Raw genomic sequence first — 23744 nt, 5'->3', positions numbered from 1 at the left:
AGCGCACAGGTATGGCCAGACATCACACGGTCGTGGCGCCGTCCCGTGGTGGGGCGGCCTCCAGCGGGGACTCCCGGCCGCTGTGACACTTCTCCGGAGTCCGGCGCTGATGACCATGGAGGACGTGACACGGGCGCGTCCCCCGCGGTGCGGGCGCACCGGGCAGGGCATTCCGGGCATCCGGGTGTTCCGGCCGGGCGGTCCGCCGCGTACTCGGTACGGACTAGGACGGTTCTTGGGCCAGGGAGGCGCACCCCGGCGCGTGCAGGCGCACGACGGGGAACTGGGCACGGCCGTCGCGCGGGCCCAGGACGGTGACGAGGCGGCCTTCGCGGTCGCCTACCGGATCGTGCAACCCGGGCTGCTGGGCTACCTGCGCGGACTGGTCGGCGAGGACGCGGAGGACGTGGCCTCCGACGCCTGGCTGGAGATCGCCCGCGACCTGGGGCGGTTCAAGGGTGACGGCGCCGGGTTCCGCGGCTGGACGGCGACCATCGCCCGGCACCGGGCCCTGGACCACCTGCGCCGCCAGCGGGTACGGCCGAGGCCCTCCGCGCTGGAGCAGGACGTCCTGGACCTGCCCGGGCCGCACAGCACCCACGACCAGGCCCTGGAGGCCATCTCCACCGAGCACGCCCTCCGGCTGGTCGGCGGCCTGCCGCAGGACCAGGCCGAGGCCGTGCTGCTCCGGGTCGTGGTGGGTCTCGACGGACCCGCCGCCGCGCGCGTGCTCGGCAAGCGGCCGGGGGCCGTGCGGACGGCCGCGTACCGGGGACTGAAGCGCCTCGCCGCCCAGTTGGGCGCCGAAGGTGTGACGGATGAGGCTCCACGGACGCTGGGGGAGTCGAAATGAACGACGACGGCGGGCCGGGCGGACCCGCCCGGCCCGGTGCCCTGAACAGGGCGGGCGAGCGGAACGTATGGATCGGCCCCGGAAGGCCGGGCCGACCGGCCCGGTCGTGGGAACACGGCGGGCCGACCGGAACGCGTGGATCGAGCAGGGACGGAACCGGACATGGGTGACCATCAGAGCGACGCCGGGCTGCCCGGCCGCCGGCGTGTGCACCCCGGCGGGTCCGTGTACGGCGACCGGGCCGCGCATGAGACCGGCGGCCGGGCGGCGCACGAGGCCGGCGACCGGGCCGCGCATGAGGCCGGCGGCCGGCCGTCCGGCCGCCTCGGTGTGTACGGTCCAGACGGCCCGGGCTCCGACGGCCCGGGCTCCGAGGGCCGGGGCCCCGTCGGCTCCCGGTCCTTCCTGGACGACGCCGGGCTGGAGCTGCTGCTCGCCGCCGCCCTCATCCGTGACGGGATCGACAGCGAGGCCGAGCAGCGGGCCGTGGCCGCGTTCCGGGCCGCCCGGGACGCCGGCCCGCACCGGTCCCGCACCCGCCGCCGGGACGACTGGCGGCCTCGCGAGCGGCGGCATCCGGGGCGTTCGCTGAAGGCCACGCTCTCCGTGCTGCTCGCCAGCCTCACGCTGGGCGGTGTCGCCGTCGCGGCGATCGGCTCGGCGGGATCCACGGACGGTGCCGACGACCGCGGTCGCCCGCCCGCCTCCACCCGCGCCCCCGGCGCCTCGGCGGGCGAGCCCGGCGACACCCCGTCCGGCTCCGCCTCCGCGCACCCGGACCGCCCCGCGCCCGCCCAGGACACCGAGGCCCACTGCCGCGCCTACGAGGAGGTCGACGGCCGGGGCAAGGCCATGGACGCGACCGCCTGGAAGCGCCTCGTCGAGGCCGCGGGCGGTGAGAGGAACGTCACGGCGTACTGCGCCGGACAACTGGCCCGCTCCGAGGAGAAGCCCGGCGGCACCACCCGGCCCGACAAGGGCACCGACGCCCCGGGTTCCGGCGGCGCGGGCAACGGCTCCGGCAACGGCGGCACCGGCGCGGGCAACGCGGAGAACGGCTCCGGCAACGCGGACACGGGCTCGGGCACCGACCGGAGCGGGGGCGGCGCTGCCGACAGCGGCTCATCGTCCGGGGCGTCATCCGGTTCAACCGGTTCAACCGGTTCATCCGGTTCGTCTGGCTCGTCCGGTTCATCCGGGGGGCAGGACAAGCCCGCCCAGCCCAACGGTCGCCGTCCGTAACCGAATCCGGCAGCGGACCCTCGAACGCCCCGCGAGGGGCCCCAGTACGCCCTGCAACGGGCCGCGGAAAGCCCCCGAGCCTTGCCGGTCCGTCCGCCCCGCCATGGCAACGGCCGGGGCCGCCACCCCCCACAGGAGAGGCCCCGGCCGTCGCGCGGCACGGGCCGCGCGGCGGCCCGTACTTCCTACAGCGCTCCGGTTGCGGTTTCTGTCACACCCGGCCGTGTCACGGCTTAGTTGCATCTCGGACGGACATGGACGGGGAGTGGTTTCAGGTCGTAACGTGCCTTTCGCGCCAGGGCGGAGGCACCACGACCACCGCAACCACCTGCGGGCTTGTGACCGCAACCACCAATTGAGCAACCACGACGGCGAGAACCCGGTCCGCGAGAGCGGCGCCGGCTTAGGCGCAGAAGGGCGCGCGGTGCTGGGGGACGACGCGGAGCTGACCGCCGCGGTGCGTGCGGCACAGGACGGAGATGAAACCGCGTTCCGGACTGTGTACCGCGCCGTGCACCCGCGGCTGCTCGGATACGTACGGACGCTGGTCGGCGATCCCGACGCCGAGGACGTGACGTCCGAGGCGTGGCTGCAGATAGCCCGTGACCTGGAGCGGTTCACCGGCGACGCGGACCGCTTCCGCGGCTGGGCCGCCCGGATCGCCCGCAACCGCGCGCTGGACCACATACGCATGCGCGGACGCCGGCCCGCGATCGGCGGTGACGAGACCGAACTGACCGGCCGGGCCGCCGAGTCCGACACGGCCGGCGAGGCCATCGAGGCGCTCGCCACCGACGGCACCTTCTCCCTGATCTCCCGGCTGCCGCAGGACCAGGCCGAGGCGGTCGTGCTGCGCGTGGTCGTGGGCCTCGACGCCAAGACGGCCGCCGAGACGCTGGGCAAGCGCCCGGGCGCGGTCCGCACGGCGGCGCACCGGGGCCTGAAGCGGCTCGCCGAGCTGCTGGGCGACAATCCACAGGCCGATCCGGAATCGGCCGGGGTGCTCGACGCCCTGCCGCTCCAGCGAGAACCGCGCGGCGGTGCGGTGACGTCCGCAGGTGTGACGCACAGCGTTGCGCGGACGCAGAAGGATGTGTGATGGCCGACGAGCAGTACAGGTGGCTGGACCGCGAAACGGCGGAACGTCTGCTGAGCGGAGAGCCACCGGAAGCTGTCGACGGCGCCGCCCGCGGCGAGGCCGAACGGCTCGCCAGGGCGCTTGGCGCACTGTCCGCCTCACCCCCGCTGACCAGCGAGGAACTCCCCGGCGAGGCCGCGGCGGTGGCCGCCTTTCGCAAGGCGCGTGCGGAACGCGCCGACATCGGTGCGGCCTCTGCGGCCGGCGGAGGACAGGCCCCCGGTGAGGCCGCCGACACCGGACTGGTCCGGATCGGCGCCCCGGGCCGCCGTGGTTCCGGCGATGTCCGGCGGCCCCGCCGGGCCCGTCCCGCGCGCCTCGCACTGGCCGCCGCGCTGGCCGTCGGCATGGTCGGCGGCGTCGCCGTCGCGGCCGGAACCGGAGTGCTGAGGGCGCCGTTCGGCGGCGCGGAGCCCGGGCCGGGCGCCTCCGTCTCGACCGGGGCCACTCCTTACGAGCGCCCGCTGATGCCCCCCTCGCCGAGCGAGGCACCGCAGGGCGGGTCCACCCCCGACGACGACACCCGGGACGGCACCTCGACCGGCGGCACCGGAGGTACCGGCGGCTCCGGGCGGGGCGAGGCGCGCGACGGCGCGGACCCGAAGTCCGACCCCGGCCACCGGGGAGGCGGCTCCAGCGGCAGCCGGCGGGAACTCGCGGCCTCCTGCCGCGACCTGCGCGACGGCAAGCGGCTGGACGCCGGCCGCAAGCGCGCCCTGCGGGACGCGGCGGGCGACACCCGGGTGTGGCGGTACTGCGAGCGCGTCCTGTCCGAGGCCGACCCCGGCGCGGCGGAGCGGAACGACGGGCGCCCGGACAAGGGCGGCCACGGGTTCCGGGACGGCGGCCGGGGCGAGGAGCGCCGGGAGGGCGGGAAGCAGCGCGGCGAGAAGGGCAGCGGGAAGCAGGAGCGTTCCGAGCGGAAGGCCGGCGAAGGGGCCGGGAAGAAGGACGGCGGGGCCGACGACGGGAACCACGGCCGGGCCACGCGCTCGCTCGGACCCCTCCGACCTGCGGTTTCGTCCTCCGTGAAAATCTCCTGGCCGAGGGTGTGACGTTTTTGGCCGCCCCGGCGCAGTAATGAGTGAGCCGACTGGTCATCGGCCGTCGCACGGAGCCGGGGTTCCCCCCGTACCTACGGCTCGTGCACCTGAGCGCGGGCGGGACACGTTCCCCCGGTCCCGCCCGCGCCCCACCTTCTCCCTCACCGGGACACGACGACCTTGTCGCCATTGCGCACCTGCGCGTACAGGCCGGCGATCGCCGCCTCGTCCCGTACGTTGACGCAGCCGTGCGAGGCGCCCGCGTAGCCCCGGGCGGCGAAGTCCGCCGAGTAGTGCACGGCCTGGCCGCCGCTGAAGAACATCGCGTAGGGCATGGGGGAGTCGTAGAGCGTCGACACGTGGTCGCGGGACTTCCAGTAGACGGAGAAGACGCCCTCGCGGGTCGGCGTGTACTCGGAGCCGAAGCGGACCGCCATCGTCGACAGGGTCCGGCCGTCGATCATCCAGCGCAGGGTCCTGCTGGTCTTGTCGACGCACAGCACCCGGCCGGTCGCGCAGCGCGGGTCCGGCGGGTCCGCCGGCTGCCCGCCCATCAGGTACAGGTCCCACGTGCCGGGCTCGCGCGTCATGCCCAGCAGCCGCTGCCACGTGACCGTGTCGGTCTTCCCGGTGCGCGGCAGCCCGCGCTTGCCCTGGAAGCCGCTGACCGCCTTCTCCGTCGGCTCGTCGTACGTCCCGGTCGGCCCGTCGAAGAGCCAGGCGACCTGCCGCAGCCGCGCCTGGAGTTCGCGGACGTCCCGGCCGGTGTCGCCGCGGGACCACAGCACGCGGGGCGCGGCGCGGGGCCGGTCGTCACCGGGCGGGGCGGGCGCGCCGGTGGCCGGCCCGCCACCGTCGGGCGTGCGGGCCGGGGACGGCGTGCCGCTGGGGATCTCGATGTGCACCGGCGACCGGCGCTTGCCCTCGCCGTCCTGCGGCTGCACCGTACAGCCGCTCACCACGACCAGTACGGCGGCCGCCACCGCGATCGCTCTCCCCATGCCCCTGGTACGCACACGACCCCCCGTCGTCTCACCGGCGTGCCCGGATGTCACCTGAGATGTTCCCCGGGCGTGACCCGCCGCGAACCAGGGGGCATGGTGGTGAGCCAGGTCACTGCTCTGCGGGAGGCAACCCACCATGGCGCGTGAGTCGGAATCCGGACTGCCCATCGAGCCGGTCTACGGGCCGGAGGCCCTCGCGGGCTGGGATCCTGCGGAGAAGCTGGGGGAGCCGGGGGCGTACCCGTACACGCGGGGGGTGTACCCGACGATGTACACCGGCCGTCCGTGGACGATGCGCCAGTACGCCGGCTTCGGTACGGCGGCGGAGTCCAACGCCCGCTACCGGCAGCTGATCGCCCACGGCACGACGGGCCTGTCGGTCGCCTTCGACCTGCCCACCCAGATGGGCCACGACTCCGACGCCCCGCTCGCGCACGGCGAGGTCGGCAAGGTGGGCGTCGCCGTCGACTCGATCGACGACATGCGGGTGCTGTTCGACGGCATCCCGCTGGACCAGGTCTCCACGTCGATGACGATCAACGCCCCGGCGGCGCTGCTGCTGCTCCTGTACCAGCTGGTGGCGGAGGAGCAGGGGGTACGGGCCGACCAGCTCACGGGCACCATCCAGAACGACGTGCTCAAGGAGTACATCGCCCGCGGCACGTACATCTTCCCGCCGAAGCCCTCGCTGCGCCTGACCGCCGACATCTTCCAGTACTGCCGGGCCGAGATCCCGAGGTGGAACACGATCTCGATCTCCGGCTACCACATGGCCGAGGCGGGCGCGTCCCCCGCGCAGGAGATCGCGTTCACCCTCGCCGACGGCATCGAGTACGTCCGTACGGCGGTCGCGGCCGGCATGGACGTGGACGACTTCGCCCCGCGCCTGTCCTTCTTCTTCGTGGCCCGTACGACGATCCTGGAGGAAGTCGCCAAGTTCCGCGCGGCGCGCCGGATCTGGGCGCGGGTGATGAGGGAGGAGTTCGGCGCGCGGAACCCCAAGTCGCTGATGCTGCGCTTCCACACGCAGACGGCCGGGGTGCAGCTGACGGCCCAGCAGCCGGAGGTGAACCTGGTGCGCGTGGCGGTGCAGGGCCTCGCCGCGGTCCTGGGCGGCACCCAGTCCCTGCACACCAACTCCTTCGACGAGGCCATCGCCCTGCCGACCGACAAGAGCGCCCGGCTCGCCCTGCGCACCCAGCAGGTCCTGGCGCACGAGACGGACGTGACGGCCACCGTGGACCCCTTCGCGGGCTCCTACGCCGTCGAGCGGATGACGGACGACGTGGAGGCCGCGGCCGTCGAGCTGATGGCCAAGGTCGAGGAGCTGGGCGGCGCGGTCGGCGCCATCGAGCGGGGCTTCCAGAAGAACGAGATCGAGCGCAACGCCTACCGCATCGCGCGGGAGACCGACTCCGGCGAACGGGTCGTGGTCGGCCTCAACCGCTTCCAGCTCGACGAGGAGGAGCCGTACGAGCCGCTGCGCGTCGACCCCGCCATCGAGGCCCGGCAGGCCGAACGCCTGGCCGCGCTGCGCGCGGAGCGCGACCGGCCGGCGGTGGACGCGGCCCTCGCGGCCCTGAAGAAGGCCGCCGAGGGCGACGACAACGTCCTGTATCCGATGAGGGAGGCACTGAGGAACCGGGCGACGGTCGGCGAGGTGTGCAACGCGCTGCGCGAGGTGTGGGGGGCCTATGAGCCGTCGGACGCCTTCTGACCTGGAGTCCGGGGCGGGGAATGTGCTGTCCGGGTGTCAGACCCGCGTGCGACACTCCTTCGCATGTTCGGTGTCATCGATCTGCCCACCTATCTGGCGGGCCTCGTCCTGATCGTCCTGCTGCCCGGTCCCAACTCGCTGTACGTGCTGTCCGTGGCCGCCCGCCGGGGCGTGCGGGCCGGGTACACGGCCGCCGCCGGAGTCTGGTGCGGGGACACGGTGCTGATGACGCTGTCCGCGGCCGGGGTCGCCTCGCTGCTGCAGGCGAACGCCGTGCTGTTCGGGATCGTGAAGTACGCCGGGGCCGGCTATCTGGCGTGGCTGGCCCTCGGCATGCTGCGGGCCGCGTGGGGCATGTGGCGGACGCGCGGGGAGCGGCCCGCCGGTGGGGAGGTTCCCGCGCCCGCCGGGGAGCGGCCCCTCCGGCGCGCCTTCGTCGTCAGCCTGTTCAACCCCAAGGCGATCCTCTTCTTCGTCGCCTTCTTCGTGCAGTTCGTGGACCCCGGGTACGCGTATCCGGCCCTGTCCTTCGTCGTCCTCGGCGTCCTCGCCCAGATCGCGAGCGTGCTGTACCTCAGCGCGCTGATATTCGGCGGCACGAGGCTGGCCGCCGCCTTCCGCCGCCGCAGGCGCCTGTCGGCCGGGGCGACCTCGGCGGCCGGGGCGCTGTTCCTGGGCTTCGCGGTGAAGCTGTCGCTGGCGAGCGCGTAGGCGTACTCACCCGCCCTGGCCGAAGCGGGCCAGGTACGCGGGCAGCCCGGCCGTCGAGTCACCCGCCCAGCCCACATAGCCGTCGGGACGGACGAGGTACAGCCCGGGCCCGTACACCCGGGGCGCGGGCCCCCGCACGACACGCACCACCACCGCGCCCCCCGAAGCCGACGCCTCGCCTGCGGCGTGTGTCTCGCCTGCGGCGTGCGCCCCGCCGGCAGCTTGCGCGCCTCCTGGCGCCTGTGCCTCGCCCGCGGCCTGCGCCTCGCCTGCGGCGTGCGCTTCGCCAGCGGCCTGTGCCTCGCCCACGGCCTGCGCCCCGCCTGCGGCTTGCGCGCCCCCTGGCGCCTGCGCCTCGCCTGGCGCCTGCGCCTCGCCTGCGGCCTGCGCCTCGCCTGCGGCCTGCGCCTCGCCTGCGGCGTGCGCCTCGCCCGCGGCCTGCGCCCCGCCGTCGGCTTGCGCGCCCCCTGGCGCCTGCGCCTCGCCCGCGGCTTGCGCACCCCCCACGGCTTGCGCACCCCCCACGGCTTGCGCGCCCCCTGGCTCCTCCGCACCCCCTGGCGCCTGCGCCCCCTCCAGGGCCAGTAGCGTCCAGTGCGGGCCGCGGAACGTGTCGAAGAGGCGGGTGCCGTTCACCGTTCCGTCGGGGGCGCGGTCGCCGGCGCGGAGTGGGCCCGGCTCGGGGCGGGTCTCGTGGGTGAGGGGCGAGTGCCGGTAGCCGAGGCCGAGTTGGCGGGTCGCGTCTCCGCGCCGGGTCTCGCCGCGGTGCACGCGGGTGGACAGCCCCAGCACGTCCGCCGCGACGGGCCGCCGTTCCTCCTCGTAGGAGTCGAGCAGGGCCGGATCCGCGCCGTCGCGCAGCACCGCGCCCAGCTTCCAGCCCAGGTTGTAGGCGTCCTGGACGCTGGTGTTGAGGCCCTGGCCGCCGGCGGGGGAGTGCACGTGGGCCGCGTCGCCGGCGAGGAAGACCCGCCCGGAGCGGAAGCGGTCCGCGAGGGCGGCCCGGGGGCGGAAGTCGGAGGCCCAGCGCAGCTCCGTCACGGCCTCCGGCGCGAGGTGGGTGCGGGCGGCGACGACCTTCCGCACGCCCTCCAGGGACAGCTCCGGGGCGGTCCCGTCGGGGAACCGCGCCACCAGCTGGAAGTCCTCGGTGCCGGCCAGCGGGCAGAGCGCGAGGTAGCCGTCGCCGTCCCCGCCCGGCGGGAACAGGTGCCAGTTGTCCCGGTCCAGGCCGCTGATCCGGACGTCCGCGACGAGCGCCGGGCTCGGGTCGACGGTCTCGCCCGTCATGCCGATGCCGAGCAGCCGGCGTACGGTCGAGCGGCCGCCGTCCGCCGCGACGGCGTACCGGGCGGTGACCATCTCCCCGGAGGCGAACTCCGCGCGCACCCCGCCCCCGTCCTGCGTCAGGCCGACGACCTCCCGGCCGAAGGCGACCGAGCCTCCCAGCTCCTCCAGCCGGGCCCGCAGGATCTCCTGCGTGCGCCACTGCGGCACCATCAACGGCTCGTTGTACGGCGCGTCCTCGCTCGGCTCGGCCGGGTCGAACATCCGGTGCTCGCCCACCCGCCTGCCGTCCTGCCAGACCATCCCCACCGGGTAGGGGCCGCCCGCCGCGCGGATCGCGCCGAGCACGCCCAGATCGTCGAAGACCTCCATCGTGCGCGGCTGGATCCCCTTGCCGCGCGAGCCCGGGAACAGCGTCTGTGCCCGCTCGGCGACCAGCGCGGCCACGCCCCGCCGCGCGAGGTCGATGCCGAGCGTCAGCCCGGTCGGGCCCGCGCCCACCACCAGCACGTCCGTGTCCACGCCCCACCTCTCCTTAACGCCGTTAAGCGCCCTCGCTCACGAGCGTCGCCTTAACGGTGTTAAGTTGTCAAGCGTGAGTACGGAACGACGCGAGCCCCTGGACCGCCGACGGGTCGCGGACACCGCGCTGCGGCTGCTGAACGAGGTGGGCCTGGACGGCCTGACCCTGCGCGCCATCGCCCGGGAACTGGACGTGAAGGCGCCCGCCCTCTACTGGCACTTCAAGGACAAGCAGGCGCTGCTGGACGAGATGGCGACGGAGATGTACCGCCGGATGGTCGCCGGGACCGCGCTCGACCCCGCCGACACCTGGCGGGAACGGCTGCTCAAGGCGAACCACGGACTGCGCGCGGCCCTGCTGGGCTACCGGGACGGCGCGAAGGTGTTCAGCGGCTCACGCTTCACCGGCATCGAGCACGCCGGGCAGATGGAGGACAACCTGCGCCTGCTCACGGCCGCCGGCTTCAGCCTCCCCCAGGCGGCCCGCGCCCTCACCACGGCCTACCTGTACACGCTGGGCTTCGTCACCGAGGAGCAGGGCGTGCACCCCCTGCCCGGGGAGCGCCGCGCGGGCTACGACATGGACGAACGCGCCCGCCTGATGGCCGACTTTCCCTTGTCGGCCCAGGCGGGCGCGGAGATCTTCGAGAACTACGACCGGCACTTCGAGGAGGGACTCGCCCTCGTGATCGAGGGGATCGGGGCGCGCTACGGCGTCTCATGACACCCGCGGTCAGGCCCGCTTCGCCCGGGCCCGCCGCACGGCCCGGGTGACCACGGGCGGCAGCAGGTCCTTGGCGAGCCGGCGGGCCCGGGAGGGGGCGGGCCGGGCCGGGCGCGCCGCACGGGACTCGGCGGCCGCGGGGGCGGGGGCCGGTGCCGGCGCGGGCTCCACGTAGTGCCGGGAGGGCGGGAACGACGGCGGCTTCATGCCCCTGGAGCGGGCCCGGACCAGGGTGTGCCCGGCCGCCTGCTGCACGCTCAGCCCGCAGTCCGAGCGCTGCCGCAGCATGGCGAGCAGCTCCTCCTGGAGCGGCTCGGGGTCGCCCCAGGTGCCGTACAGCTTCTGCGTGCTGAGGCAGATCGGACGCAGGCCGCGGTTGAGGACGGCCTCCCAGGCGGCGACCGAGACACCGGGGGTGTGCTCGGAGCGGAAGTCGTCGAGGACCACGATGCCGTCGGGCAGCAGGATGTCGTGGGCCGCGCCGATGTCGCCGTGCACGTGCTCGTACAGGTGCGAGGCGTCGATGTGGATGAAGCGGCAGGTGTTCGGGGCCACCTTCTCGGACACCAGGGAGCTGGGGCCCGCGATCACCGTCGGCAGGGCGTCGTGGAAGGAGAGGTAGTTCCGCTCGAAGGCCTGCCGGGTCAGCGAGGCGTACGACTTCTGCGACTCCGCCTTGTTGGCGCCGTCCGGGGCCTCGCCCTCGAACAGGTCGCAGACCGTGAACTTCTCGCCGTCCTGGAGGTGGTGGCCGAGCAGGATGGCGCTCTTGCCCATGTAGACGCCCAGTTCCAGCAGGTCGCCGGTCATCCCCTGCTTCTTCTGCTGCTCCAGGAACCAGGTGAACAGCATCTGGTCCAGCGGCGGGAACCAGCCCGGGACGTCGGCGAGTTCACCTGGGAGCTTGTCGGTCGCTTGTGCGTTGGTCATGAGACGAGCCTTCTCTGTGAGCGTTGCCCGAACCGACGGTGGGTTGAACGTCCCGTGAACAGCTCAGCGGACCTTGGCCAGCGCGGCCCGCAGGCGTGGCGTCAGCGGATTCTCCACATATTTGTTCAGCACCCATGCGAGCAGCAGCATTGACGCCACCGTCAGGGAGAAAGTCACCGCCGATGGCAGACCGAGGCCGCGGTGCAGGGCGTGGATCACCACCCAGCCGAGGTGTTCGTGGACGAGGTAGAACGGATACGTCAGCGCCCCCGCCACCGTCAGCCAGCGCCAGTTCGCCCAGCGCAGCCAGCCCAGGGCGATCGCCGCGACCGCCACGAAGCCGAAGGTGACGACGAGGATGATGCCGGTGGCGGAGCGGTACGAGAAGCCGCCCGCGTCCGGCGCGTGCCACAGGCTCTGCACCGCGTAGTGCTGCCCGATCAGCCAGCTCACGGCGACGATGCCCCAGCCGTAGGCGTCCCGCCGGTCGAGGTGCACGAGGTAGAGGCCGACACCGCCGATGAAGAAGGGGGCGTACTCGGGCATCAGGACGATGTCGAGCAGCGGCATGTGCGCGTTCTGGGCGATCACCGCCGCGAGCAGCCAGCCCGCGCAGAACATGATGACCCGGCGGCGGTTCGCCCCGGGCAGCACGACGCACAGCGCGAACAGGGCGTAGAAGCGGATCTCCGCCCACAGCGTCCAGCACACCCCGAGCACCCGGTCCACGCCCAGCGGCATCTGCAGCATGGTCAGGTTCACCAGGGCGTCGCTCGGCGAGACCGCCTTGTACGCCACCATCGGCAGCGCGAACACGGCCGTGACGAGGACGACCGCCACCCAGTAGGCCGGCAGCAGCCGGGAGGCGCGGGAGGCGAAGAACGACTTCAGCGGCCGACCCCAGCCGCTCATGCAGATCACGAACCCGCTGATCACGAAGAACACCTGGACGCCGAGGCAGCCGTAGGCGAAGACCTCGTGCAGCGTGGGGAACTGGAGCTTCGGGGAGGACCCCCAGGCCTCGGCGACCTCGCCGTCGCGCCCGCCGTAGTGGTAGGCCGCGACCATCAGCGCGGCCACCAGCCGCAGGCCGTCGAGGGCGCGCAGCCGGCCCCCGGAGCTCTGCCGGCGCCGCGGGACGGTCGGGGCGCCCGGTGGTTCGACCAGCACGGCGACACCGGGCTGGGGCTTGCGGGTGCTGACGACCGTCTCGGTCACGCTGAAAACCTCTGTGTGGCTCGTTATGTCCTTTACCTGAGCCGCCTGTGGGCGGGCAGGGCGCCTGTCACCCTAGGACGTGAATTGACGCAATTACGTTCGATGGCAACAGGCTTCGCCTGCCGGTCTCCGCGGGTTCATCTGGATGTTGCCGAGACCACCCGCCGCGCGGACCCTCGCGCGGGCCCTTTTCAGCGGCGTACCGCCTTGCGCAGTGCCCGGGCCCGCCGGACCACCCGGCGTGCCGTGGAATTGCGGGGCAGGAACGCCAGCCGCTGCGGAATTCCGCCGGGCAGTCCGAGCGCGGTGAGGCGCCGCTTCTTGAAGTAGCGCCGGGTGCGCGGGCCGAGATGCCGGGCGAGGAACTGCTCGGCCTGTTCCCGCAGCTCCGGGTAGATCTGCGGCTGCATGGTGAATCCGACGGCGGTGAGCAGGCCGGGCAGCCGCTCGGCCGGCAGCACGTCGCCGTCCTTGTCGCTCTCCAGGTCGGGCAGCAGCGCGTCCGCCAGGGTGGTGGGGACGCGGTTGCTGTTCTGGTAGGGCGTCAGCCGCTCCAGCAGCAGCTCGGTGCCGATCCGCGCGGCCGGCAGGTCGTAGAAGGCCGACGCCGTGAACAGGGCGGTGGAGAAGCAGCCGACGACCAGGGCGGGCCGGGTGCGGTCGAAGAGGACCTCGGCGAGGACGGGTGTGTCCAGCACCGTGAGGTCGACGCCGAGCTTCTCGGCCTCGGTCTCCAGGGCGCGGCTGTAGCGGGCCGGGGCGGTCGGGTGGGGCTTGAAGACGACCGTGCGGTGGCCGCGGGCGACGGCACCCCGCATCATCCGCACGTGCAGGTCCTCTTCCTCCTCGGGGGAGAGGATGTTCAGCGCCGACAGGTACTGGCCGAGCAGCAGCGCCGAGTCGCCGGGCAGGTCGGGCAGCTCCGGCACCGTCTCGGTGACCTCGCCGAGCACCTTCAGGAACGCGGGCGAGGGCACCAGCCGCGCCGGCACGCCGAACTCGGTCAGCAGCATCGGCGTGAGCCCCGGCACCAGATCGAGGTGCAGCAGCCGCCGCACGCGGGTGCCGACCAGCGGGTCGAGCTTGTTGCGCGTGGGGCCGTAGCTCATCAGCCCGTCGGCGTAGACGTCGATGGGGGCGTCGGTGAACAGCTGGGCCACCGTGAGCGCGGGCGCCACCTGGATGGACTCCAGGACCAGGCTGACGCGGTCGTCGCCGAGGCCCCACAGCATCCGCAGATAGCGCTCGAACAGCGGGATGTCGTCCGAGCGCGGTGTCCAGGCCCCGGGGTGGAAGGGGCGGATGGCCTCGTTCCAGGACAGGACGTCGTCGAAGTGCGAGCGCAGCGGCTCGAAGCCCGGCATCTCGTCGAGGGCCGGGGTGGTCTCCGGGGTCGCGGAGTTGTTGAACACCAGCAGCACCCGGCGGTCCGGCTCCTCGAAGAGGTCCGAGTCGATCGCGGCGGCCAGGGTGGCGACGCCGTACAGCGTCGAGGCGCAGAAGATCTGAGTGGTCCCGGGCATCAGGCCGCCGCTCCCGTCGTGGTCACCCGGCGGCGCAGCCGCCGCAGCTTGGACGCGCGGTCCATGTCCATGGCCTCCAGGGCGTCACGGAGCGCGTCCTGCGGCATCCGCTTGATGGCCGCCGCGCTCATCGACCGCAGCTGCCTCGCCACGGCCGGTTCGAACCTGTCTTCGTTGGAAAGGTGGTGGGCGATGATCGCGCAGTAGGTCCGCACCGCCTTGGGCAGCAGCCGGTCGGCCTCGCGGTCCGCGGCCGTCTCCTCGATCACCTGGTCGAAGGCGCGGATGAAGTCGAGCTGGCGGACGTCCCCGATCTGCGTCAGGGACGACGCCACCCCGCGCCGGTAGAAGACGCCCAGCAGGCTCACCACGGCGAACGACTCCGCCTCCCGGTGCAGCTTCCAGATCCACGGCCGGTCCTCGGCCGTGCGCAGCCCGTCGGTGAAGTGGAGCACGCCCTTGTCGACGAGGCGGCGGTGGTAGGCGCCGGCCCAGGCGTAGGCGTAGTCCACCGACGTGGAGCGGTGGGCCGGGAGGATCGCCTCGCGCGGGTCGAACGCCTCCCAGCGGCGGCCGACCGGGACCCGGTGCACCGAACGGGCGCGGGCGGTGGCCTGCACATGGTCGGTGCGCACGAAGTCGCAGCCCAACTGCTCCATGGCGGACACCAGTTCGGTGAGGTAACCGGGGGCCAGCCAGTCGTCGCCGTCCAGGAACGTCAGGTACTCGCCCTGTGCCGCGTCCAGGCCGGTGTTGCGGGCCGTGGCGAGCCCGCCGTTCTTCTCGTGTCGGATGTAACGCACCTGCGCGACGTCCGAAAGCTCCTCGGCCGCCCGTTCGAGAATGGCCGGGGTTTCATCCTTCGAATGGTCGTCGACCAGGATGAACTCGAAATCGCGGTCGGCGTTCAGCCGAAGGCTTCTGAGGGTGTCCGGGGCATATTGCTGCACGTTGTAGAACGGCACGATCACGGAAAGCTTAGGCACCCGCAAAACGTTAGGAGGCCGCCCGGCAGCGGAACTTTCCGATGGACGTACACCGGGTGAACTCAATGTGTCAGAACGGTGCACCCCGTGTACTTCCGGCTTTCCAGCAGGCCAGTTCGGCTCTCGGTGGGGTGTTGTTAACTTTTCGTTGAGTCCCGGTTCCGCCATACCTAGGATTCGCTTCCTAGCGTCTTCGACGTGCCAGCAAGTACACCGAAGCGCCCGCGCATCGCGGTCCTCGCGGACTCCGACACCCGATGGAAATGGGGTGCCCTGACCGCGCACCGCATCGCCCCGGGACCGTCCATGGAAACCGCAGCGCGCGAGGGCGCGCAAGTCGGCCCCGTCCTCGACGGATTCCTGCTGCGCGGCCGGGCCACGCCGACCCCGCGACAGCTCCAGGAAGTGGGCGTGCGCGCCGACTCGCTGCGGGAGGTCACCGCGGTCGAGTTCCTGCGCGTCATGGCCGAGGAGTCCTACGACGTCCTCGTGCTGTCCCTGGTGGGCGGCGGTGTGCAGGCGATGCTGCACGGCCTCAAGCGCGTCTGGGAGGACCGGACTTCACGGCCCGTCGTCGTCACCGGCTACGTCGGCGTCGTCTACGAGAAGCTCGCCGACGGCCTGCTGCTGCGGCACGGCGCGGACCTGGTCCTCGCCAACTCCCGCCAGGACGCGGACCGTTTCCGGGCCGTGTACGAAGGGGTCGGCGCCGACGCCTCCGCGGTGACGGAGGTGGCCCTGCCGTTCCTCGGCGGTGCGCCGTACGAAGGCGAAAACACGCCCTACACGGTCGTCTTCGCCGCCCAGCCCTCGGTCCCCGAGAGCCGCAAGGACCGTACGTACCTGCTGAACCGGCTGGTCGAGCACGCCCGGAAGCACCCCGAGCGCGAGGTGCTGCTGAAGCTGCGCTCCAAGCCGGGCGAACACACCACCCATATCGAGGAGTTGCCGTACCAGAAGCTGGTGCAGTGTCTCGATCCGCCGGCCAACTTCCGCCTCGTGTACGGCAACATGGGCGAGGTCCTGGACCGGACCGACCTGCTGGTGACCGTCAGCTCAACGGCCGCCCTGGAGTCGCTGCACCGCCGTGTCCCCACGGTCGTGCTGACCGACCTCGGCATCCGCGAGTCGCTCGGCAACCACCACTTCATCGGCTCCGGCTGCCTCGCCTCCTGGGACCAGCTCGACGCCGGACACCGGCCGGTGCCCGACGAGGAGTGGGTCGCCCGGCAGGGCGTCGCGGCGGACGGCTCCTACGAGTCCGCCTTCGACGCGGCCCGCGAACGCATCGCCAAGCTGCTCGACCGGCCCGGCGGCCTGCCCCCGCTGACCCCGTACTACACCCCTGTCACCGCGCCCGGCTATCTGCCCGGGATCCTCGCCCGCCACCACCTCGGCCCCGACGGCACGCCGCTGCCCGGCGCGCCCGCCGCCGACAAGGAGCCCGGACCGGTCCGGCAGATCGTGCGCCGGGCGGCGCGCGGCGCCTACCGGCACGGCGTACAGCGCGTGGCGCCCGTCATCCGGCGGATGGGGGAGCTGTGAGCCGCCAAGAGACCCCTGCCCAAGGAGTAGACCCGATGTCCCGACCGGAAGCCGGCCAAAGCGCCTCGGTGCGCCGCGTGCTCGCGGTGATCCCCGCACGCGGCGGCTCCAAGGGCGTGCCCGCGAAGAACCTGCTGCCCGTCGGCGGCGTCCCGCTGGTGGCGCGGGCGGTCCGCGAGTGCCGCGCCGCGCGGCTCGTGACCGACGTCGTGGTCTCCACCGACGACCAGGCCATCGCCGCCGCCGCCCGCGAGGCCGGCGCCGAGGTCGTGCTGCGCCCGGCCGCCATCGCCGGCGACACCGCCACCTCCGAGGCCGCCGTCCTGCACGCCATGGACGCCCACGAGGCCCTGCACGGGGCGCCCGTGGACGTGGTCCTGCTCGTGCAGTGCACCAGCCCGTTCATCCTCCGCGAGGACATCGACGGGGTCGCCGGCGCGATCGTCGAGAACGGCGCCGACACCGCCGTCACCGTCGCGCCCTTCCACGGCTTCATCTGGCGCGACGCCGACGACGAGGTCACGGCCGGTTCCGTCGCGGAGGAAGACGCCGCGACCGGCGGCGGCTACGGCGTCAACCACGACAAGTCCTTCCGGCCCCGCCGCCAGGACCGCCCCCAGGACCTGCTGGAGACCGGCGCCGCCTACGCCATGGAGGCCACCGGCTTCCGCAAGCACCAGCACCGCTTCTTCGGCCGCACCGAACTGGTCCGCACGGACCCGGCGCGCGTGCTGGAGATCGACGACCCGCACGACCTCGCCCGCGCCCGGGCCCTCGCGCCGCTGTTCGACGCGGACCGGCCCGGCGCCCTCCCGACCGCCGACGACATCGACGCGGTCGTCCTCGACTTCGACGGCACCCAGACCGACGACCGGGTGCTCGTCGACTCCGAGGGGCGGGAGTTCGTCTCCGTGCACCGCGGGGACGGACTCGGCATCGCGGCCCTCCGCCGGAGCGGCCTGAAGATGCTGATCCTGTCCACGGAACAGAACCCTGTGGTCGCCGCCCGGGCCCGGAAGCTCAAGCTCCCGGTCCTGCACGGCATCGACCGCAAGGACCTCGCGCTGAAGCAGTGGTGCGAGGAGCAGGGCATCGCGCCGGAGCGCGTGCTCTACGTCGGCAACGACGTCAATGACCTCCCGTGCTTCGCCCTCGTGGGCTGGCCCGTGGCGGTCGCGAGCGCCCACGACGTCGTGCGCGGCGCCGCACGCGCGGTCACCACCGTCCCCGGCGGCGACGGCGCGATCCGAGAGATCGCCAGCTGGATCCTCGGCCCCTCTCTCGATTCCCTCACCAAGTAAGGACTTCTCTGCCATGAGCACCAACTCCCGTATCCGCCAGTTCGGTTCGCGCGAGGTCGGCCCGGGCCGTCCGGTCTACGTCTGCGGTGAGATCGGCATCAACCACAACGGCGAGCTGGAGAACGCCTTCAAGCTCATCGACGCCGCCGCCGAGGCCGGCTGCGACGCCGTCAAGTTCCAGAAGCGCACCCCCGAGATCTGCACGCCGCGCGACCAGTGGGACATCGAGCGCGACACCCCCTGGGGCCGGATGACCTACATCGACTACCGCCACCGCGTGGAGTTCGGCGAGGACGAGTACCGCGCCATCGACGACTACTGCAAGTCGAAGAACATCGACTGGTTCGCCTCCCCGTGGGACACCGAGGCCGTCGCCTTCCTGGAGAAGTTCGACGTCCCCGCCCACAAGGTCGCCTCCGCCTCCCTCACCGACGACGAGCTGCTGCGCGCCCTGCGCGCCACCGGCCGCGCGGTGATCCTCTCCACCGGCATGTCGACCCCGAAGCAGATCCGCCACGCGGTCGAGGTCCTCGGCTCGGACAACATCCTGATGTGCCACGCCACGTCGACCTACCCGGCCAAGGCCGAGGAGCTCAACCTGCGCGTCATCAACACGCTCCAGCAGGAGTACCCGAACGTCCCGATCGGCTACTCCGGCCACGAGACCGGCCTGCAGACCACCCTCGCCGCGGTCGCCCTCGGCGCCACCTTCGTCGAGCGCCACATCACCCTCGACCGCGCCATGTGGGGCTCGGACCAGGCCGCCTCCGTCGAGCCGCAGGGCCTGACCCGCCTCGTCCGCGACATCCGCACCATCGAGGCCTCCCTCGGCGACGGCGTCAAGAAGGTCTACGAGTCCGAGCTGGGCCCGATGAAGAAGCTGCGCCGCGTCACCGGCGTGGTCGCCGAGGCGGAGATCGCCACGGCGGCGGGCGAGCCGGTCGGCGTCTGAGCGCAGCACCCCCACACCCCCCTTACGACGGGACGGTCGTACGTCGATGAGCCCCCGCGCCGGGAACGCCGGCCCCCACACTCTCGCCTTCGTCGAGAGCCCGGTACAGCTGCTGAACGTGCTGGAGTGGGCGCACGCGCACGCCCCCGGCGTGGGGCTCACCCTCGTGGTGCTGTCACCCGTCGACCCGATGACGCGCGGCCAGCTGCGGCGGATGTCCGACCTGGCCCGCGAGGAGGGGCACGAGGTCCGCTGGGAGGAGGCCCGCGGCGGGCCGCTGGCGCCCTTCCAGACCATCGGCGGTCTGGCCGCCCTGCTCCGCAGGGCGCACCGCATCGTGCTGGGGGACCCCTTCTCCCGCTACGTCCAGCTGCTGCTGACGATCACCCGCGCCCGTGACCTGGTCGTCGTCGACGACGGCACGGCGACGATGGAGTTCGTCGGGCAGCTGGCCCGGGGCGAACGCCTGGTGCGCTGGCACCGCAAGGGCGGCCGCCCCGGCCCGCGGGACCTGATCTTCGCGCCGGTGTCGTCCTCGGCCCGGCGCCGGCTGACCCCCGGCGGCAAGCGGCGGGTGGAGATCTTCTCCTCCATGCCCATGGCGGAGACCCCCGAGGGCGTCGCCGTCAGCGCCAACACCTTCGCCTGGACCCGGGAGCGCTTCGGCCCGCCGCGCATCACCAAGGGCGCCGACATGGTCGGCACGTCCCTGGTGGAGACGGGCGTGGTCGACGACGACCGCTACCTGGAAGCCGTCAGCGCCCTGGCCAGGGCCCACGGCGCCACGCGCTACTTCGCCCACCGCCGCGAGAGCACGGACAAGCTCCGCCGCCTGGCGCTCGAGACGGGCCTGGAGATCGTCCGGCCCGAACTCCCGCTCGAACTGATCGCCCGCCGCGGCCCCATCGGCCGGACGATCCTCAGCTTCCCCTCCACGGTCGTCCACACCCTCCCCCTCGCCCTGTCCGGCACGGAGGTCCGCGTCGCGGTCTGCGACATCGACCCGGCATGGCTGACCCGGAACGCCTCCCCACGAGCCCAGGGCTTCCTCTCCGGCGTGACCGGGACGGCCCGCGACGTCCACCGCCTGTCGCCGACCCCACAGCCGGACCCACCGGAGCCGGAGCACACCCCGGACACCCCGGGTCCCCTCGGCCCGACGACCTCCCCCGGGCCGGCGAACTTCACCACGTCCGGCTCGACGGCCATGGCCGGCCCGACGGGGGCCGCCGGTGCGGTGACCGCGGGGTAGCTGACCTCTGGGCAGGCCCGGGACGGCCGGGGACGGCAGGCGCTGCCGGTCAGGGGTCAGACGGGACCGTCTGCGATGGACTCCGGCGTCGCGCCGGGCTTGCGGGCCAGCAGGAACGCGCGAGGGCGCTGTTCCTCGCCCTCCGGCTCGCGCAGGACTCGGGCGTAGAGCTCCAGGCCCGCCTCGGCGAGGTGCCCGGCGACCGCGTCCGGGGTGCGCCAGTGGTAGTCGAGCGAGATCTCCTGCCCGAAGCGCTCCGTCACCCGCAGGTGCCCACCCTCGTCCCCGGACTGGAAGGCGAGCAGCACGGGCGCGCCCGGCACCAGGACGCGGTGGAACTCGGCGAAGACCGACGGCAGCTGATCGTCCGGCACGTGGATGATCGAGTACAGCGCGACGATCCCGCCGAGCGTCCGGTCCGGCAGGTCCAGGGCCGTCATCGAACCGACGTGGAAGCGCAGCTCCGGGTGCGCCCGGCGGGCCAGGGCGACCATGCGGGGCGAGACGTCGACCCCGAACACCGGCAGCCCGAGCGCGTGCAGCCGGGCCGCCACGTACCCCGGACCACTGCCGAGGTCGGCGACCGGGGCCTGCCCGGACCCCCCGGGCACCCGGGCCAGCTCCACGAAGACGGTCAGCAGCGCGCTCTCCAGCGGTCTCCCGGCCAGACTGTCGGGGTGCTCGGCGGCATAGGCCTCGGCGACGGCGTCGTACGAGGCCCGGGTGGCCTGGAGGAACTCGGGGATGTCGGCGCGCACGGGGCGCACCCTATCGGGGGCGTGCGTCCGGCAGATGAACGCGCCCGTGTTCACCGCGCACGGCGTGGTATCCGTGGAGAGGATGGATGGATACCGGAGTCGTGACGCATATGTGGTCAACGTCACACTCCCTGGGGTGCGGTGCCCGGCGCGGCCCAAAAGGCGTGCGAGTTTACCCATCTCAGTTGATAGCTATGCGCCCGGCGGTCATATTTTCTTCCCCGAACGGGTTGAAGTTTTGTTGATCGAGGGTCAGCCGACCGGCCTGGCGCCCTACCCTTCAGAGGGTGAACCAATTGATGTCACTGGAGTCCGAGGTCGATCTTCCCGGGGGAGCCGTACTTCCCGGTGCCCTGCCCGACGCTCTGCGCGCCGAGCTCATCGCGTTCCGACGTGACCTGCACATGCACCCGGAACTCGGCAATCAGGAGTTCCGCACCACCGCGGCGATCAAGGAGCGGCTCGAGGAGGCCGGCCTCAAGCCGCGCGTCCTCTCCGTCGGGACCGGACTCGTCTGTGACATCGGCGTACCGGGCGAGCAGTGGGACGGCGGTCCCAGCATGCTCGCCCTGCGGGCCGACATCGACGGCCTGCCCATCCCGGACACCAAGTCCGAGTGCCCGTACCGCTCGACCGTGCCCGACCGCGCGCACGCCTGCGGCCACGACGTGCACACCACCGTCGTCCTCGGCGCCGGCCTCGTCCTCGCCGAACTGCACAAGCAGGGCCTGCTGCCCCGCCCCGTCCGGCTGATCTTCCAGCCCGCCGAGGAGGTGCTGCCCGGCGGCGCCGCCGACGTCATCGACTGCGGCGCGCTGGAGGGCGTCGGCGCGATCGTCGCCGTGCACTGCGACCCGCGCGTGGACGCGGGGAAGATCGGGCTCCGCGAGGGCCCCATCACCTCCGCCTGCGACCGGCTGGAGATCTCCCTGGACGGCCCGGGCGGGCACACCGCGCGCCCCCACCTCACGACCGACCTGGTCACCGCGGCCGCCCGCGTCGTCACCGACGTGCCCGCCCTGGTCGGCCGGCGCTTCGACAGCCGCAGCGGGCTCGCCATCACCTGGGGCCGGATCGAGTCGGGGCACGCGCCGAACGTGATCCCGCAGCACGCCGAACTCTCCGGCACCGTGCGGTGCCTCGACATCGAGGCGTGGCGGACGGCCCCCGACGTCGTCGTCGCGGCGATCGACGAGGTCGCCAACCTGCACCGCGCCAAGTCGGAGATCAACTACGTGCGCGGCGTCCCGCCCGTCGTCAACGAGCCCGGCGTCACGGAGCTGCTGCGCGACGCGATGATCGCCCGGCGCGGCGTCGAGTCCGTCGAGGGCACCGAGCAGAGCCTCGGCGGCGAGGACTTCTCCTGGTACCTGGAGCACGTCCCCGGCGCGATGGCCCGCCTCGGCGTCCGCACCCCCGGCGAGCGCCACGTCCGCGACCTCCACCAGGGCGACTTCGACGTGGACGAGTCGGCGATCACGGTAGGCGTCGAACTCTTCACGGCCGCGGCCCTGGTCAACGGCCTCCGATAGCACGGCCCTCTTGGGGGCGCGGGGAACTGCGCGACCAGCCACGACGGTGCCGCACACGGCCCACAACCCCCGCCCCCTTCCCGGGCCGCCCCCTCCCCCCGGCGGAGCCTCCGGTTGCGCCCGGCGCACCCCGGCGGCAGCCTGGGTCCCGTGACGAGCACGTACGCGCCGTGTCCACGAACACACCTTTCGACCCCGTTCGAACCCGTGGTTCACAACGGCGTAACCGGCCATCGGCACGAATGGATAACGGCCCCGCGGCGAACCGTTCCCAGGAGTGTCTACGCGCGTTAATGTGCGCCGAACTGAGCACCCGCTGCGGGGCTGTGAAGAATGGGGAACTTCAGATGCGTCGGATATCCAAACTGACCCGCGTCGCGGTGGGGGTCGCGTCGCTGGGACTCGTCGCCACGGCCTGTGGCGGCACCAGCAGTGAGAGCGGCGGCAGCGACACCAAGGACGACAAGGGCCTCGCCATCGCCTACGACATCGGCGGCAAGGGTGACCAGTCCTTCAACGACGCCGCCTACGCCGGCCTGACCAAGGCCAAGGACGAGTTCGGCTACAAGACCGCCGACATCGAGCCCACCGAGGGCGAGACCGACGCCGACAAGGAACAGCGCCTGGCCTCCCTCGCGAAGCAGGGCTACAACCCGGTCATCGGTGTCGGCTTCGCCTACGGCCCCGCGATGAAGAACGTGGCCTCCAAGTACCCGGACACCACCTTCGGCATCGTCGACTCCGTCGTCGAGGGCAAGAACGTCGCCTCCCTCGTCTTCGCCGAGGAGCAGGCCTCGTACCTCGCCGGCGTCGCCGCCGCCAAGGCCACCAAGTCGAACACCGTCGGCTTCGTGGGCGGTGTCGACATCCCGCTGATCCACAAGTTCGAGGCCGGCTACAAGCAGGGCGTCCAGGACACCAGCGGCGGCAAGGTCAAGGTCATCTCCCAGTACCTGACCCAGACGGCCGAGGAGGGCGGCTTCTCCAGCCCCGACAAGGGCAAGGCCGCCGCCGAGGGCCAGATCGAGAAGAAGGCCGACGTCGTCTACCAGGCGGCCGGTCTCTCCGGCCAGGGCGTCATCGAGGCCGCCGCCAAGGCGAAGGTCTGGGCGATCGGCGTCGACTCCGACCAGTACAAGCAGGCCGCCCTCGCTCCGTACAAGCAGTACATCCTCACCTCCGCCCTCAAGGACGTCGGCGGCGCGGTCTACGCGCTGGCCAAGTCCGTGCACGACGACAAGCCGCTGACCGGCACCCAGACCTTCGACCTGAAGGTCAACGGCGTCGGACTCTCCGAGTCCAACCCGGAGTTCGGCAAGATCGCCGGGCTCAAGGACGCCGTGGACAAGGCCAAGGAAGGCATCACCGACGGCTCCATCAAGGTCAAGACCGAGTAGGCGCGACCGGTCGGGACGACAGCCGCAGCGGGGGGGGGCCCCGGGGGGGCCCCCCCCCCCCCCGGGGGCGCCCCCCCCCCCCCCCCCCCCCCCCCCCCCCCCCCCCCCC

The 23744-nt window shown here is 72.9% G+C and carries 20 protein-coding genes; 13 read left to right on the top strand and 7 right to left on the bottom strand.

What is annotated here, in order from left to right; genetic code table 11:
* Positions 1-235 precede the first annotated feature (235 nt).
* The 4 genes from ABZ386_RS39805 (at position 236) to ABZ386_RS39790 (ending at position 4288) form a co-directional block, all read left to right on the top strand.
* The gene (locus ABZ386_RS39805; protein WP_355719101.1) at positions 236-853 is read left to right on the top strand and encodes an RNA polymerase sigma factor; all 618 of its coding nucleotides are present in this window, start codon (positions 236-238) and stop codon (positions 851-853) included.
* A gap of 162 nt (positions 854-1015) precedes the next feature.
* The gene (locus ABZ386_RS39800; protein ID WP_358968362.1) at positions 1016-2095 is read left to right on the top strand and encodes a hypothetical protein; all 1080 of its coding nucleotides are present in this window, start codon (positions 1016-1018) and stop codon (positions 2093-2095) included.
* A 424-nt stretch (positions 2096-2519) separates the two neighbouring features.
* Positions 2520-3194: an RNA polymerase sigma factor gene (locus ABZ386_RS39795; protein WP_114254907.1), complete on the top strand. Its 675-nt coding sequence runs from the start codon at positions 2520-2522 to the stop codon at positions 3192-3194.
* Complete coding sequence (locus tag ABZ386_RS39790) at positions 3194-4288, top strand: hypothetical protein (RefSeq protein ID WP_358968359.1); 1095 nt, start codon at positions 3194-3196, stop codon at positions 4286-4288. Before ABZ386_RS39795 ends, ABZ386_RS39790 begins: the two co-directional genes overlap by 1 nt.
* A gap of 149 nt (positions 4289-4437) precedes the next feature.
* Here the strand turns inward: ABZ386_RS39790 and ABZ386_RS39785 are convergent, their stop codons facing one another.
* Entirely contained in the window at positions 4438-5277 is an 840-nt protein-coding gene (locus ABZ386_RS39785) for a L,D-transpeptidase family protein (protein ID WP_358968356.1), read from the bottom strand.
* Positions 5278-5416: 139 nt separating this feature from the next.
* On the opposite strand from ABZ386_RS39785, the gene ABZ386_RS39780 reads away from it, so the two are divergent.
* Both ABZ386_RS39780 and leuE read left to right on the top strand, forming a co-directional pair.
* On the top strand, positions 5417-6997 hold the full coding sequence (locus tag ABZ386_RS39780; RefSeq protein ID WP_355722133.1) for a methylmalonyl-CoA mutase family protein: 1581 nt from the start codon (positions 5417-5419) through the stop codon (positions 6995-6997).
* A 63-nt stretch (positions 6998-7060) separates the two neighbouring features.
* Positions 7061-7708, top strand: a complete 648-nt coding sequence (gene leuE, locus ABZ386_RS39775; protein ID WP_358968353.1) for a leucine efflux protein LeuE — start codon at positions 7061-7063, stop codon at positions 7706-7708.
* Between the two features lie 6 nt (positions 7709-7714).
* On the opposite strand, the gene ABZ386_RS39770 is transcribed toward leuE, so the two are convergent.
* A complete protein-coding gene (locus ABZ386_RS39770) occupies positions 7715-9517 on the bottom strand; it encodes an FAD-dependent monooxygenase (RefSeq protein WP_358968350.1) in 1803 nt (600 codons plus the stop codon).
* 73 nt (positions 9518-9590) lie between these two features.
* Here ABZ386_RS39770 and ABZ386_RS39765 point away from each other — a divergent pair, with 73 nt between their 5' ends.
* Positions 9591-10241 (top strand): TetR/AcrR family transcriptional regulator, encoded by a 651-nt coding sequence (locus ABZ386_RS39765; protein WP_114254913.1) that lies wholly within the window; start codon positions 9591-9593, stop codon positions 10239-10241.
* 9 nt (positions 10242-10250) lie between these two features.
* On the opposite strand, the gene ABZ386_RS39760 is transcribed toward ABZ386_RS39765, so the two are convergent.
* The 4 genes from ABZ386_RS39760 to ABZ386_RS39745 all read right to left on the bottom strand — a co-directional run bounded on the left by ABZ386_RS39760 (position 10251) and on the right by ABZ386_RS39745 (position 14898).
* A complete protein-coding gene (locus tag ABZ386_RS39760) occupies positions 10251-11171 on the bottom strand; it encodes a class I SAM-dependent methyltransferase (RefSeq protein ID WP_351337218.1) in 921 nt (306 codons plus the stop codon).
* A gap of 63 nt (positions 11172-11234) precedes the next feature.
* Positions 11235-12341, bottom strand: coding sequence for an acyltransferase (locus ABZ386_RS39755; RefSeq protein ID WP_351338037.1), 1107 nt, complete (start codon positions 12339-12341; stop codon positions 11235-11237).
* A 239-nt stretch (positions 12342-12580) separates the two neighbouring features.
* Complete coding sequence (locus ABZ386_RS39750; RefSeq protein WP_351337215.1) at positions 12581-13912, bottom strand: alpha-2,8-polysialyltransferase family protein; 1332 nt, start codon at positions 13910-13912, stop codon at positions 12581-12583.
* Positions 13912-14898: a glycosyltransferase family 2 protein gene (locus tag ABZ386_RS39745; RefSeq protein ID WP_351337212.1), complete on the bottom strand. Its 987-nt coding sequence runs from the start codon at positions 14896-14898 to the stop codon at positions 13912-13914. The genes ABZ386_RS39750 and ABZ386_RS39745 overlap by 1 nt, the downstream gene beginning before the upstream one ends.
* A 198-nt stretch (positions 14899-15096) precedes the next feature.
* Between ABZ386_RS39745 and ABZ386_RS39740 the strand changes: the two genes are divergently transcribed.
* The 4 genes from ABZ386_RS39740 to ABZ386_RS39725 are packed head-to-tail and all read left to right on the top strand — an operon-like array spanning position 15097 to position 19948.
* Positions 15097-16443 carry a DUF6716 putative glycosyltransferase gene (locus ABZ386_RS39740; RefSeq protein ID WP_358968347.1) on the top strand — a complete coding sequence of 449 codons (1347 nt, stop codon included), beginning with the start codon at positions 15097-15099 and terminating at the stop codon, positions 16441-16443.
* Between the two features lie 35 nt (positions 16444-16478).
* Positions 16479-17744 carry an N-acylneuraminate cytidylyltransferase gene (locus ABZ386_RS39735; RefSeq protein ID WP_351337206.1) on the top strand — a complete coding sequence of 422 codons (1266 nt, stop codon included), beginning with the start codon at positions 16479-16481 and terminating at the stop codon, positions 17742-17744.
* Positions 17745-17757: 13 nt separating this feature from the next.
* Entirely contained in the window at positions 17758-18696 is a 939-nt protein-coding gene (locus ABZ386_RS39730; RefSeq protein WP_351337203.1) for an N-acetylneuraminate synthase family protein, read from the top strand.
* Between the two features lie 46 nt (positions 18697-18742).
* Positions 18743-19948, top strand: coding sequence for a hypothetical protein (locus ABZ386_RS39725; RefSeq protein WP_358968344.1), 1206 nt, complete (start codon positions 18743-18745; stop codon positions 19946-19948).
* Between the two features lie 56 nt (positions 19949-20004).
* Here ABZ386_RS39725 and ABZ386_RS39720 read toward each other — a convergent pair whose 3' ends face one another.
* Positions 20005-20706, bottom strand: a complete 702-nt coding sequence (locus tag ABZ386_RS39720; RefSeq protein ID WP_351337198.1) for a class I SAM-dependent methyltransferase — start codon at positions 20704-20706, stop codon at positions 20005-20007.
* Positions 20707-21005: 299 nt separating this feature from the next.
* On the opposite strand from ABZ386_RS39720, the gene ABZ386_RS39715 reads away from it, so the two are divergent.
* Positions 21006-22238 carry a M20 family metallopeptidase gene (locus ABZ386_RS39715; RefSeq protein ID WP_351338034.1) on the top strand — a complete coding sequence of 411 codons (1233 nt, stop codon included), beginning with the start codon at positions 21006-21008 and terminating at the stop codon, positions 22236-22238.
* A 347-nt stretch (positions 22239-22585) separates the two neighbouring features.
* Positions 22586-23635 (top strand): BMP family ABC transporter substrate-binding protein, encoded by a 1050-nt coding sequence (locus ABZ386_RS39710; RefSeq protein ID WP_351337195.1) that lies wholly within the window; start codon positions 22586-22588, stop codon positions 23633-23635.
* The last annotated feature ends 109 nt before the right edge of the window (positions 23636-23744 follow it).

It is taken from the genome of Streptomyces sp. NPDC006140 (assembly GCF_040628815.1).
In the GTDB taxonomy this organism is placed as follows: Bacteria; Actinomycetota; Actinomycetes; order Streptomycetales; family Streptomycetaceae; genus Streptomyces.
Note: the sequence above shows the minus strand (reverse complement) of the source record. Positions and strands in the feature narration are given on the sequence as shown.

Bases quoted from the DNA above. Each gene is read 5' to 3' on its own strand.
- ABZ386_RS39800 (WP_358968362.1), top strand. From the start codon at position 1,016: ATGGGTGACCATCAGAGCGACGCCGGGCTGCCCGGCCGCCGGCGTGTG.
- ABZ386_RS39790 (WP_358968359.1), top strand. From the start codon at position 3,194: ATGGCCGACGAGCAGTACAGGTGGCTGGACCGCGAAACGGCGGAACGT.
- ABZ386_RS39785 (WP_358968356.1), bottom strand. From the start codon at position 5,277: ATGGGGAGAGCGATCGCGGTGGCGGCCGCCGTACTGGTCGTGGTGAGC.
- ABZ386_RS39780 (WP_355722133.1), top strand. From the start codon at position 5,417: ATGGCGCGTGAGTCGGAATCCGGACTGCCCATCGAGCCGGTCTACGGG.
- leuE (WP_358968353.1), top strand. From the start codon at position 7,061: ATGTTCGGTGTCATCGATCTGCCCACCTATCTGGCGGGCCTCGTCCTG.
- ABZ386_RS39760 (WP_351337218.1), bottom strand. From the start codon at position 11,171: ATGACCAACGCACAAGCGACCGACAAGCTCCCAGGTGAACTCGCCGAC.
- ABZ386_RS39750 (WP_351337215.1), bottom strand. From the start codon at position 13,912: ATGCCCGGGACCACTCAGATCTTCTGCGCCTCGACGCTGTACGGCGTC.
- ABZ386_RS39735 (WP_351337206.1), top strand. From the start codon at position 16,479: ATGTCCCGACCGGAAGCCGGCCAAAGCGCCTCGGTGCGCCGCGTGCTC.
- ABZ386_RS39730 (WP_351337203.1), top strand. From the start codon at position 17,758: ATGAGCACCAACTCCCGTATCCGCCAGTTCGGTTCGCGCGAGGTCGGC.
- ABZ386_RS39725 (WP_358968344.1), top strand. From the start codon at position 18,743: ATGAGCCCCCGCGCCGGGAACGCCGGCCCCCACACTCTCGCCTTCGTC.
- ABZ386_RS39715 (WP_351338034.1), top strand. From the start codon at position 21,006: ATGTCACTGGAGTCCGAGGTCGATCTTCCCGGGGGAGCCGTACTTCCC.
- ABZ386_RS39710 (WP_351337195.1), top strand. From the start codon at position 22,586: ATGCGTCGGATATCCAAACTGACCCGCGTCGCGGTGGGGGTCGCGTCG.